The organism is Pseudoalteromonas sp. DSM 26666 (assembly GCF_900116475.1).
Classification (GTDB): domain Bacteria; phylum Pseudomonadota; class Gammaproteobacteria; order Enterobacterales; family Alteromonadaceae; genus Pseudoalteromonas; species Pseudoalteromonas tetraodonis.
This window is the reverse complement of sequence record NZ_FPAR01000010.1, coordinates 1-11,881: the sequence shown is the minus strand read 5'-3', so window position 1 is coordinate 11,881 and position 11,881 is coordinate 1. Positions and strand designations below refer to the sequence as shown.

Genomic DNA, 11,881 nt, shown 5'->3' with positions numbered 1-11,881 from the left:
GCTAAAATAGCCGCTGATATTTTTATTGGCGGCTTTATGAATACAACCCTTATTACACCGGTAATTTTAGCTGGCGGCATTGGCACACGGCTTTGGCCGCTGTCGCGCCAAGCAATGCCAAAGCAGTTTTTATCTTTGCTTGATAATAAAAACCAGCAGTCGTTATTGCAAAGCACGTTAGTGCGTGTTGCAACTGAGGACTTTAATCCCGCTATTTTGGTCTGTAATGAGCAGCATCGATTTATTGCCGCGCAGCAGGCAGCATTTGCAAAGCCCCATGCCATAGTACTTGAGCCAGAAGGCAAAAATACCGCACCAGCCATTGCCCTTGCCGCGCACTATGCATTAAAAAATAATATTACAGGTCCTTTGTTGGTGATGCCTGCCGATCATTATATTGAAGATTTTACGCCATTAACTGCTCAGTTATCTGATGCGGTGACACTGGCTGAGCAAGGTAAATTAGTTACATTTTCAATTACGCCAACAGAGCCGCATACCGGTTATGGCTATATCAAACAGGGCACAGCAATTATAGGTACTGCTTGCTTTGAGGTAGACCAGTTTAAAGAAAAACCTGATTTAGCAACTGCATCAACCTATTTAACTGAGGGCGGTTATAGTTGGAACAGTGGCATGTTTTTATTTACTCCCGCTGCATATCTAAAAGAGCTGGAACGCTTTGCGCCAAAAATAGCTAAAAGTGTTGCTAGTGCCACTGATTTTAAACAAGACTTAGCGTTTACAAGAGCAAATACTCATGCACTTGAATCTTGCCCAAGTGACTCGATTGATTATGCTATTTTAGAGCGTAGTAATAATGTGGTGGTAATGCCCGTTGCATTAAATTGGAGCGATGTGGGTAGTTTTTCTGCACTCGCAGCGTTGAGTAAAAAAGATCCACAGGGTAATAGCCCACACCAAGAACATATCGCCCAAAACAGTAGTAACAACTTAGTTATTAGCGAAGATGGACACACAATAGCGACGTTAGGGGTAAGCGATTTAGCGGTTATTCATACCCACGACGCCACTTTAATTGCTGATCAAAATGCGCTTGATGCCCTCCCGTTATTACTCAAGCAATTGACAACAACACATAATAACAAACTGACACACCATCAGGTGGTTTACCGCCCTTGGGGAAATTATCGTACGCTGGTAGAAAGTATCGGTTTTAAAGTAAAAAAAATAACCGTTAATAGTGGGGCTAGGCTCTCAACGCAGCGTCATCAGCATCGCGCTGAGCATTGGGTGGTAGTATCAGGCACTGCAGATATATGTATTGACCAGCAAAGCTTAACGCTGACCCATGACCAGTCTTGTTATATTGCTGCAAAACAGCTGCACAGTTTAGCGAATAATCAGCCCGAGCCCTTAGTTGTTATTGAAGTGCAAACGGGTGCCATTTTAGATGAAAGCGATATAGAGCGATTTGACGATATATACGGCAGAAAATAACAGTATAAATAGTGAAAATGCTTGATTATTTGTCACTGCAGTAAAACTTGGTAGCCCGTAGCCCGTAGCCCGTAGCCCGTAGCCCGTAGCCCGTAGCCCGTTTTTACCCTAGTCCTTGCCGCACATACTTTAAATACGCTTCTAAACTGTGTTGCCACAGTGTGCTGGCTTCATTTAACGAGTTATTTAATGGTTTTTTATCTAGTAAGCGTCGCTCAATTTTTTTTAGAGCTAGTCCATAGCTATTAAAACCAAGTTGCATAGCGGTGCTGGCTTGGCGATGTAATAACTTAATGCATTGCTCGGGGTCTTGCTCTAATAAAGCTTGGCAACGGCTCAGCTTATTACGAGCAGAAAGAATAAATTCATTATAAATAGAAGATACTTCATCAATACTAAAAGAGCTTGTCAGGGTGTCTGTTGCGGTTTCATCGTATAACGTATCAATCAGCTCGACGGCAATATTAGCTGTTTGTGTTGACTGTGAATCACTCAATGCTTGGCGTAGTTTCTCTTGCTTTAATGGCTTGCCAACAATGTCTTTAATACCCAGTGCTAAGTATTCTTTTATTTCATCAGGGCTCAAACTGGCAGTAAAGGCCAGCACCGGCGTTCGCTGATTTTTATGCTCCACTCGCTTGAGTGTTTTTAGCACTTGTTGCCCTGTTAAATCGGGTAAGTTCATATCAAGTAGCACCACATCAAAGTGGTATTTTTTCATTAACTCAATCGCACTTTTGCCATCTTTAGCGAGCTTAATTTTATGCTCGTCGTCTGCCATAAATTCAACGGCAATTTTTTGGTTCAGATCTAAATCTTCAACAAGTAATACATCGAGTCCGGTTAAATAGTCCTTACTTTGATGGCGTTGCTCTACGAGACTAAGCTCACCAATAGCTAACGTCATGTTAAAGCTAAAGACACTTCCTACTCCCAGCTCACTGGTAATTTCTAGCTGGCTATTAATTTTATCGAGAAGGCGACTGGTTATAGCTAGTCCTAGGCCTGTTCCGCCTTTTTCTTTACCGGCACTGCTTTGAATGTAGGGCTCAGTTAAATAATCAATTTCATCTTTTTCAATGCCTGGACCTGAATCGAGTACGCTTACTTTAAGGGTATGATCTAGCTGGGTTTCATTAATTAAGTCTATTTGTACTTTTACCATCCCCGTATCGGTAAATTTAATCGCATTACCTACAAGGTTAATAATAATTTGTCTGAGTTTTTGTTGGTCGCAGTAGTAACAGGCTTTGTCGGGGATATTACAGGCGAGCTCAAATTTAAGTTGTTTTTGTTCGGCCAGAGGGCTTAACAGCAAACATAAGTTTTGCAGCCACGTTTTAAACTCTATGTCTTCTTCGTACAGGGCTTCGTCGTGCTGATCTAAGCTTGCATATTCCAGCACTTTATCTACCAGTAAGTTGAGTGACTCAGCTGAGTTGATAATGGCCTCACAATAGGCTTTGTTACGGCTGTCGCTGGTTTGATTTAATACCAGTTGTGCACTGCCTAATATGCCGTTTAGTGGTGTGCGTATTTCATGACTGATGGTGGATAAAAACAGTCCGCGAATTTCTAAATCTTTATGAGCTTTTTCGGTGAGTTTATTAAGTCGTAATTCCCTGCGCTCATTACATAACAACGCCATACCTGCAGCATAGAACATGGGGGCAATAACACTATTTAAAAATAACAGTGAGTTAAACCATGAATTTAAAATGGCATCCTGTTGTGCAATGTCATCCATAAATAGGCTTCGGGTAATAAAACTTGCTGCAACTAAAGTTAAAATAATTATGTAAACAATACTGGCGTTAGGGTAGGGTTTTCGCGCATATTTTATAAATATAAATAATAAAAAAGTGGCCTCTACAATATGCTGCAGATCAGAAATATATACCCGTGAGCGCATTGAGGGCTGTAAAAATGTGAAATAAACAAGCAGCAAAGCGCTGAGCGCTGTAAATAGGCAAACAAACTTAAGGCCACGACCATGATAATTTAAAAATTGACTCAGTGACAAACAATGCACAATAGAAGCTAAAAACATCATGTTATTAGCAAGGGTAATGGCAATCTGATCAGGAATTTTGCCTATTAGCGCAAAACTAACAATGGCAGCTAATAGCAGTAAAGGATAAAAAATATAAAGTAACGTGCCGGGAACATGCTTATTGGTACGCCAGGTTAAAAAGTTCAGTAGCGTCATCACTGTCATAACGGCGATACTGGCAAAATAAAGCGTAAATGAGTCGAGCATTAAGACCCCAACAGCGTTTTTTAAAGAAGATATAAAAACAGGCACTTAAAGTGCCTGTATGGTATTTATTCAAACAAACGTTAACGAATTTCGTCAGGAATGTTTTGTTGTGCCCAAGAAAGTAATTCAATACGGTTACGACATTTAGTTTTTCTAAATGCACTGTATAAATGAGTTTTAACCGTATGCGGGCTAATACTTAACTCTTCAGCAATTTCTTTATTTTTAGAACCATTACTCATTAACGAGATAATTGCTTTTTCACGCTTCGTTAGCTTTATTGGTTCAATATCACCATCAGTTAGTTTATGCAGGGCGTCTTTATTAAATTGCAGCATGCGGTTAAGCGCATTACACATAATGTCACGACGATACCAAAGCTGATCTTCGAGTAATAAACGAATCCCTTTCATGAGTACATCGGCATTATCAGTGGTGTAAAATACACCACGAATACCGCTAAGCAATGCGCGATTAGCAAGCTCTGGGTTTTCATCTAAATTGAACAACACAATATCGCACTTGATGCGTAAATTAACGAGTTGCTCTTTTAGCTTTGTCCATGCGTCTTTACTTGATGTTTCAATGAACAATAAGCGAGTACCTACCGGAACATCTAAAATATTTGTACCCGTAGTTACGTCAAGGCCTTGCGTTTTTAACAATGGCTCTAAAACGTTAATACCAATAGTGTTAATTGGTTCTTCATCTAACAACAAAAAGGCTGAACTGCTCATGTTTTTTTACTCTTTTATAAAGCTGGCTAATTAATTTTACCACAATCCCTACACACCTTTTGTATTAGAAAATCATTATTTCACTGGAGAAAAGGTGCGATTTCCGATTATTTAAACATAAAATGTTGCAAATAAGTAATTGTTTTTTTTCGTGTAGTAAGAAAAACGCCGTATTTTTGATTTTTTTAAACTAATCTAAGATTTAACTAAGCACTATAGCGCCGTTTTTTTAGTTTCTTGGTATGGAGGCCAGCCCATTTCTTTACCTGCGAGCATATGTAAATGTATGTGATACACAGTTTGGCCACCATGTTCATTACAGTTCATCACAACGCGGTAGCCGTCATCGCTAAAGTTGTGTTGCTTGGCCAGTTTTGCGGCGACCGTGTATAAATTACCAATTAAATGTGAGTTTTCATTATTTATATCATTTATAGTGGCAATTGGTTGCTTGGGAATAATTAATACATGAAATGGCGCTTGAGGATTAATGTCTTTAAACGCCAGCGTGTCATCGTCTTCGTAAATAATGTCGGCTGGAATTTCGCGATTAATAATTTTAGTAAAAATAGTCTCTTGGCTCATAATGATGACTCTAATTTATTTGATTAATATATGTGTCACTAATGACAAATTTTGCTAGCAGTGTCAAACTGAAATCAACTAAAGGAGTAATTATGCGTAAATCAATATTATTAGGCAGTGTAGCGGCGCTCTTAGTGAGTGCATCGAGTTTGGCAGAAAATATTCACTTTCCTGAGGAATTTGTTCCTTTGCAAGTGGGTGAACGAATAATTGAAAGTTCGCTTTTTAGTCGTGTTGATGATGTTGAATTAGCACCGGGTACTTATCAGCTAAAACTTAAATACACAGATTTATATGATTTAGGTTATGACGATCATGAAGTGATTGAATCAGAACCTTTTTGGGTGAATGTAACCATTGAAGCGGGTAAAGATTACACCTTAGTATTTAATCGTGCTGAAAATGCGGTAGCGGCAAAAGTATTTGCTGAGGCACCGCAAGTGAGTTTAAAAGCAAAAGGCAGCACCTTAGCTAAGCCATTAAATATTATTGCCGAACGACAAGTTCAAAGCGCACAGTTTAAACAGCAAACAACAGCAATCCCAGCGGGCCCGCAAAAACCGAGTCGTCCCATTAAACCGATTACGCCAATTAATGGAAAAGGCATGCCAAGTGCGGCAAATATGCTCGAGTTTTGGTGGCAACAAGCAACGCTCGCTGAAAGGCAGGCTTTTTTAGATAAAGTAACAAAATAATTAAGCATTAAAAAAGGGCCAAATTGGCCCTTTTTAGTTTATTGGTAACGCTATTATTTATTCAAATAACGCGTCAATGGTACCTTGTGCAAGTGGGTGATAACCCGGACGTGCTTTTAAGTACACGCTTTGTGCCCAGTCTTTTTTACCATGTGTAATAAGTGCTTTGTAAAGTGGCACTATTAGCTTACGACGACCAATACCCGATAAGTGTTTATCAAGCGCAGGGTAAATCGGTTGGTAACCGTTACCCACTGCTAGCATGTACCATGCAAATGCGCGTTCTGCGTTAGTTGATTGGGTTAAGTTAAACTCGCCGTCTAATTCAGTCATTTTTTCAATGCTTAAATCGCGCGGTAGGTTATTTAAAAAGTGCAGCCACTCATGCACTGTCCAATTTGCAGTAGGTAATTGTGCGGCAGTTGTATCCCCCTTTAACCATGCTTTTGTTGCAGCATCTACTTTATCGAACGCATCAGAGGTAGGGTTAGGTGCATCACTTGGTAAACCAGGCTCAAAAATCCACTCGTTCACTTTATCCATGCTCACTACACCAGGGTACTTTTCAATTAAGTTAGCTTTGATGTAAGTCACAAATTGCGCAGTGGTTAGCGATTTAAACGCAAATTCATTAAAGTAAGTTTTAACAAAGTCATCAAACTTATCACGGCCATATTTTTCTTCTAGGTAGATTAAAAATAGCTGACCCTTTGTGTAAGGCACTGAGCTAAACGCATCATCCGGATCGCGGCCATTAAGTTTTAAATTAAGGCGAGTGTCTGGTGCATCAATGGTTTTAAGTTGCGCACGCAGGCCAGCTGCATCAAGCGCTTGCTCCATTACTGCACGGTCGCGACCAAATACTTCTTCCATAATGCGGTTTTCAACGTAAGAGGTAAATCCTTCGTTTAACCATAAGTCTTCCCATGTGGCATTGGTTACTAAGTTACCAGACCAAGAGTGAGCAAGCTCATGTGCAATCAGGTTAACGAGGCTTTTATCGCCAGCAACAACGGTTGGGGTAATAAATGATAGACGCGGGTTTTCCATGCCACCAAATGGGAAGCTAGGCGGTAGCATAAGTAAGTCATAGCGACCCCAAGCATATTCACCATACATCGCATTGGTTTTGTCGATCATCGCTTGGGTGTCATTAAATTCAGCAACTGAGGCATCCAAAATAGTCGGTTCAGCAAAAATACCGGTTTGTTTAGACATCGCTTTAAATTCTAAGTTACCAGCACCAATCGCAATTAAGTAAGGCGAAATTGCTTGTGGCATATTGAAGTGGTAATCACCGTCTTTATAAAGGGCATCTTTATTATCGGCACTCATTACCGCACGCACATCTTCAGGGGTATGAATACGTGCAGAATAAGTCACACGCATTGCCGGTGTATCTTGCACAGGGATCCAACTACGTGCATGTATCGCTTGCGATTGACTATACATAAACGGGTGCGTTTTACTGGCTGTTTGCTCTGGCGTTAACCACTGTAAGCCCGACGCTTCTGGGCGACTGTTGTAGTAAATACGGACTTTTTCAGCTTGGCTTTTAAATGTAATGGTTAGTTTTGAGCCTTTAACATCGTCGCGATTAGCAAGGTTAAAACTGGCTTTATACCAATTGCCATTAGCTGTTTGATACATCACTTTATCAATATCAAGATCGCGGGTATCAAGTACTAGCTTTGTGCTTTTCGCGTTTTGCCATTGTAGCGTATGCTCAACAAAACCTTCTAATTGCTTGTCGGCAAAGTCGATGTCTAAATCAAGGTTTAAATGCGTGGTGATAACATCATCAAGGTTGGCGTAGGAATTTTGATCAATAGCGCTAGCCATTGCTTGCGAGCACATACCGGCCATAGCGAGGCTTAAAAAAAGAGGTTTGATTTTCATAATTACCTTGAGTACAAATAAAAAAGTACCCGTTTTATAACATGATTGCCACAGTGGGTTGAACAATTTTTACAAGCTGATGCGCAATTTGCGACGATGAGTTAAACTAGAGCGATTAATTACTGGTACCTTTAGGACCCTTGTGGCGCACTCATTACAACCCCTACATACATTTGCATTAAGTAGCCAATGCCAAAATTTTATTGAGATCACCGACTCAGCGCAGCTTCAAACTCAGAGCTTTAACGCGCCTTTTTGTCTGTTAGGGGAGGGCAGTAATACCATTTTTTTAAATGATTATGCTGGCACGGTTATTAAAATGGCGACCCAAGGAATTAATATTACTGAACGGGAAAATGACTTTTTAGTCAGTGCGGCTGCCGGTGAAAATTGGCATCAATTAGTGACTGACTTGCTTGAGCAAGGCATAGCAGGGTTTGAAAACTTAGCACTCATACCAGGCACAGTCGGTGCCGCGCCAGTGCAAAATATTGGTGCCTACGGTGTAGAAATAGCACAATTTGTAGAAACTGTTGAATATTTTGATATTAATAGCAACTGCTTCAAATCTTTAACTAATCAGCAATGCCACTTTGCTTATCGTGAATCGGTTTTTAAACACGCGTTAAAAAGTAAAGCGGTGATCACCCAAGTGCACTTTAAACTGCCAAAAATATGGCAACCAGTACTTAGCTATGGGCCGCTACAACAACTAAAAAATCCGACGCCACAGCAAGTATGTGAGCAGGTGATACAAACACGCAATAGCAAACTCCCAGACCCTTATAAACTAGCTAATGCTGGGAGTTTTTTTAAAAACCCAATTATTACGAATGCTGCGTTAGTGCCGTTACTTGCGCAGTTTCCTGAGTTACCTCATTACCCACACGGAGCCGGTCATCATAAAGTTGCAGCGGGGTGGTTAATAGAGCAAGCGGGATTAAAGGGATATAAGATTGCCGGTATTGAAGTGCATCAGCAGCAAGCTTTGGTGCTCGTTAACCATGGTCACAGTACAGGGGATGATTTGATCAGCATGATCACCCATATTCAAAACACTGTTTTAGCGCGCTATAACATAAGCTTAGAACACGAAGTGCGGTTAATTGATCAACACAATGAATGCCATATCTCTTTGGAGCAATCAGCATGAAAGCACCTGATGGAAACAAGCTGGCTATTTTAAATGCGCTTAATAAAGGCGGGTTTGTCTCTGGGCAAGCTTTAGGAGAGGAATTAGGAATTAGTCGTGCCGCTGTTAGTAAACACATTCAAAGCCTACAAGCTATGGGCTTAGATGTATTTAAAGTTACAGGTAAAGGCTATTGCTTAAATAACCAAGTAGGGTTACTTAATCAGGAAAAAATACAACAGCTTTATGCTGAGTTAGGGCAAAATATCGCTAATATTGAAGTGCAGCCGCTCATTGATTCAACCAACAGCGAACTAATGCGCCGCATTCAGGCTAAAACACCACTTCAGTCGGGCACGGTAATCGTTGCCGAAATGCAGCAAGCAGGTCGGGGGCGTCGAGGGCGTGTATGGCAATCGCCATTTGGTGCCAACTTATACTACAGCTATTTTTGGCGATTAGATGATGGTTTACAAGCCGCTATGGGTGTATCGATTGCTGTTGGTTTAGCGGTGTGTGATGCGATAAAAGCACTTTATGGTATTGGTGTAGAGTTAAAGTGGCCAAACGACATTTACATAAACAAACAAAAGCTCGCTGGCGTATTAGTTGAATTAGACGGGCAACCACAAGGGCCGTGTCAGTTGGTGATAGGAATTGGTATTAATTTAAATATGCCACAAAGTGCCAGTCAGCACATTGACCAAGCATGGACAGATTTAAGTCAGCACACCCAGCAGCTAGATAAAAATCAACTAGTAGCTTCATTAACTTATTGGCTAGAGCAACGCTTAGCGCAATATCGTGAGAATGGCTTACAAACTATGTATCAACAATGGAATGAATTAAATGCGTTTGCAGGCGAGCAGGTAGAGCTTAATACCGGGCATCGTAGTTGGTGTGGCATTTGTGAAGGTATAGATGCGCACGGTGGTGTACGTATTCGCCAAGACGGCGAAGTAAAAAGTTATTATGGCGGCGAGATTTCATTAAGAAAGGCGCAAGCATGAGATTGTTAATTGATGTAGGTAATACTTCACTCAAAGCCGTATTGTGGGAAAACGGGCAAATACAGCCATGTGATATTAATAATATTTCATGGCAGCAAATTACGGTTGTTATTTACGCTTGTGTTGGTCGTAGCGAGTTACTTAAACAATTATTAGCGCAAGCCAAAACGCATAATATTGATTGTTTTGAGGCTACGGTTAGTAGTGAGCTCGGTGGGTTACGCTGCGCGTATCAGCAAGTAGGTAATTTGGGTATAGATAGATGGTTGGCGCTTATTAGCGGTTATACGCTTTACCCTAATATGGCTGCTATTGTTGTTGATGCTGGCACGGCTACCACCATAGACGTTCTCAATAATGATGGGCAGCATCTAGGAGGCTGGATATTACCTGGGCTTGATTTAATGACCTCATCACTCACTCAAAATACTCAGCGGGTATTTGATGATGCAAACACGCCATTTGCTAATGAGCTTGGAAAAAACACCCCTAATGGGTTAAAAAACGGAGCCTTAGTGGCAACTATGGGTGCCATTGAGCAAGCAAGATTGCATTTAAAGACAAAAAATAGCCTCTTAATTTTTGCGGGTGGTTATGGTCAGCTGTTACAAGGGCATTTTTCACAGAGTATTTTCGACCCAATGCTAGTAATGAAAGGCTTAAATTACTGGTATGAGTTAGCTAAAAAGAGTTAAAAACAACAAAAAAACAGCTTTTTGCGCGAATAGTGAGCATTTGAAGCATTAAATCACATTTTTTTTAATTTTTTGGTTGCATCCCAATAAACCTTACTCTAGAATCTCGCCCCGTACTAAAGCAGTGCCGACTTAGCTCAGCTGGTAGAGCAACTGACTTGTAATCAGTAGGTCAACCGTTCGACTCGGTTAGTCGGCACCACTTTCCTTTTACCGGAAGTGCTTAGTAAAGAATTATCGTGGAGGGGTTCCCGAGCGGCCAAAGGGATCAGACTGTAAATCTGACGGCTCAGCCTTCGCTGGTTCGAATCCAGCTCCCTCCACCACTTTATTCTAGACGGTTAGAGGTAGTTTAAGAACAGGTTCCTTAAAGCGGGCATCGTATAATGGCTATTACCTCAGCCTTCCAAGCTGATGATGCGGGTTCGATTCCCGCTGCCCGCTCCAATTTGATGATGCTGATATAGCTCAGTTGGTAGAGCGCACCCTTGGTAAGGGTGAGGTCGGCAGTTCAAATCTGCCTATCAGCACCAGTCAATCGAATCGCCTTAAACACTTCCTTTATCTGTCAGAAAAAACTATTTGAAATTTGAAAAAATTAACTTAATCTACCTATGGTGGATTATTTTCATATGTAATCTAGATACACAAAACTGATAGGTTCCGTCATGGCAAAAGAAAAGTTTGAACGCGTAAAACCGCACGTAAACGTTGGTACAATCGGCCACGTTGACCACGGTAAAACTACACTAACTGCAGCAATCACTAACGTACTTGCAAAAGTATACGGCGGTGTTGCTAAAGATTTCGCATCAATCGATAACGCTCCAGAAGAGCGCGAGCGTGGTATCACAATCTCAACTTCACACGTTGAGTACGATACTCCTACTCGTCACTACGCACACGTAGATTGTCCTGGTCACGCCGATTATGTTAAAAACATGATCACTGGTGCTGCTCAAATGGATGGCGCTATCTTAGTAGTTGCTGCGACTGATGGTCCTATGCCACAAACTCGTGAGCACATCCTACTTTCTCGCCAAGTTGGTGTTCCTTACATCGTTGTGTTCATGAACAAATGTGACATGGTTGATGATGAAGAGCTACTTGAGCTAGTAGAAATGGAAGTTCGTGAACTTCTTTCTGAATACGACTTCCCAGGTGATGACTTACCACTAATTCAAGGTTCTGCACTTAAAGCACTTGAAGGCGAAGAGCAATGGGAAGCTAAAATCGTAGAGCTTGCAGAAGCACTAGATACTTACATTCCAGAGCCAGAGCGTGACATCGATAAGCCATTCATCATGCCTATCGAAGACGTTTTCTCAATCCAAGGTCGTGGTACTGTTGTAACTGGCCGTGTTGAAGCTGGTATCATCAACGTGAACGACGAAGTTGAAATCGTTG

10 protein-coding genes and 4 tRNA genes are annotated in these 11,881 nt (G+C 41.1%); 10 read left to right on the top strand and 4 right to left on the bottom strand.

All coding sequences use genetic code 11. The features are described 5' to 3' along the window. Window positions 1–36 precede the first annotated feature (36 nt). A complete protein-coding gene (locus tag BM380_RS15395; RefSeq protein ID WP_090495071.1) occupies window positions 37–1,461 on the top strand; it encodes a mannose-1-phosphate guanylyltransferase/mannose-6-phosphate isomerase in 1,425 nt (474 codons plus the stop codon). Between the two features lie 103 nt (window positions 1,462–1,564). On the opposite strand, the gene BM380_RS15390 is transcribed toward BM380_RS15395, so the two are convergent. The 3 genes from BM380_RS15390 to BM380_RS15380 form a co-directional block, all read right to left on the bottom strand. Further along, window positions 1,565–3,721 carry a response regulator gene (locus tag BM380_RS15390; RefSeq protein WP_033103589.1) on the bottom strand — a complete coding sequence of 719 codons (2,157 nt, stop codon included), beginning with the start codon at window positions 3,719–3,721 and terminating at the stop codon, window positions 1,565–1,567. A gap of 80 nt (window positions 3,722–3,801) precedes the next feature. Further along, window positions 3,802–4,458, bottom strand: a complete 657-nt coding sequence (locus BM380_RS15385) for a helix-turn-helix transcriptional regulator (protein WP_008108518.1) — start codon at window positions 4,456–4,458, stop codon at window positions 3,802–3,804. Window positions 4,459–4,671: 213 nt separating this feature from the next. Continuing rightward, entirely contained in the window at window positions 4,672–5,043 is a 372-nt protein-coding gene (locus tag BM380_RS15380) for a histidine triad nucleotide-binding protein (protein ID WP_064662696.1), read from the bottom strand. 92 nt (window positions 5,044–5,135) lie between these two features. Between BM380_RS15380 and BM380_RS15375 the strand changes: the two genes are divergently transcribed. Next, window positions 5,136–5,738 carry a DUF2057 domain-containing protein gene (locus BM380_RS15375; protein WP_064662697.1) on the top strand — a complete coding sequence of 201 codons (603 nt, stop codon included), beginning with the start codon at window positions 5,136–5,138 and terminating at the stop codon, window positions 5,736–5,738. 57 nt (window positions 5,739–5,795) lie between these two features. Here BM380_RS15375 and BM380_RS15370 read toward each other — a convergent pair whose 3' ends face one another. Next, on the bottom strand, window positions 5,796–7,637 hold the full coding sequence (locus BM380_RS15370) for a M1 family metallopeptidase (protein WP_090495070.1): 1,842 nt from the start codon (window positions 7,635–7,637) through the stop codon (window positions 5,796–5,798). Between the two features lie 142 nt (window positions 7,638–7,779). On the opposite strand from BM380_RS15370, the gene murB reads away from it, so the two are divergent. The 8 genes from murB to BM380_RS15330 all read left to right on the top strand — a co-directional run. Continuing rightward, complete coding sequence (gene murB, locus BM380_RS15365; protein ID WP_090495068.1) at window positions 7,780–8,790, top strand: UDP-N-acetylmuramate dehydrogenase; 1,011 nt, start codon at window positions 7,780–7,782, stop codon at window positions 8,788–8,790. Next, the gene (gene birA / locus BM380_RS15360; RefSeq protein ID WP_090495066.1) at window positions 8,787–9,779 is read left to right on the top strand and encodes a bifunctional biotin--[acetyl-CoA-carboxylase] ligase/biotin operon repressor BirA; all 993 of its coding nucleotides are present in this window, start codon (window positions 8,787–8,789) and stop codon (window positions 9,777–9,779) included. Before murB ends, birA begins: the two co-directional genes overlap by 4 nt. Beyond that, window positions 9,776–10,474: a type III pantothenate kinase gene (locus BM380_RS15355; protein ID WP_013466180.1), complete on the top strand. Its 699-nt coding sequence runs from the start codon at window positions 9,776–9,778 to the stop codon at window positions 10,472–10,474. The genes birA and BM380_RS15355 overlap by 4 nt, the downstream gene beginning before the upstream one ends. A 126-nt stretch (window positions 10,475–10,600) precedes the next feature. Continuing rightward, window positions 10,601–10,676 (top strand) — tRNA-Thr (locus BM380_RS15350). A 39-nt stretch (window positions 10,677–10,715) separates the two neighbouring features. Continuing rightward, window positions 10,716–10,800 (top strand) — tRNA-Tyr (locus BM380_RS15345). Window positions 10,801–10,846: 46 nt separating this feature from the next. After that, a tRNA-Gly gene (locus tag BM380_RS15340) sits at window positions 10,847–10,921 on the top strand. 10 nt (window positions 10,922–10,931) lie between these two features. After that, window positions 10,932–11,007, top strand: a tRNA-Thr gene (locus tag BM380_RS15335). Between the two features lie 135 nt (window positions 11,008–11,142). Then, on the top strand, window positions 11,143–11,881 hold a 739-nt coding region (locus BM380_RS15330; RefSeq protein WP_139232432.1), incomplete at its 3' end, for an elongation factor Tu.

Coding starts and splice junctions, on each gene's coding strand:
- BM380_RS15395 (WP_090495071.1), top strand. CDS start 37: ATGAATACAACCCTTATTACACCGGTAATTTTAGCTGGCGGCATTGGC.
- BM380_RS15390 (WP_033103589.1), bottom strand. CDS start 3,721: ATGCTCGACTCATTTACGCTTTATTTTGCCAGTATCGCCGTTATGACA.
- BM380_RS15385 (WP_008108518.1), bottom strand. CDS start 4,458: ATGAGCAGTTCAGCCTTTTTGTTGTTAGATGAAGAACCAATTAACACT.
- BM380_RS15380 (WP_064662696.1), bottom strand. CDS start 5,043: ATGAGCCAAGAGACTATTTTTACTAAAATTATTAATCGCGAAATTCCA.
- BM380_RS15375 (WP_064662697.1), top strand. CDS start 5,136: ATGCGTAAATCAATATTATTAGGCAGTGTAGCGGCGCTCTTAGTGAGT.
- BM380_RS15370 (WP_090495070.1), bottom strand. CDS start 7,637: ATGAAAATCAAACCTCTTTTTTTAAGCCTCGCTATGGCCGGTATGTGC.
- birA (WP_090495066.1), top strand. CDS start 8,787: ATGAAAGCACCTGATGGAAACAAGCTGGCTATTTTAAATGCGCTTAAT.
- BM380_RS15355 (WP_013466180.1), top strand. CDS start 9,776: ATGAGATTGTTAATTGATGTAGGTAATACTTCACTCAAAGCCGTATTG.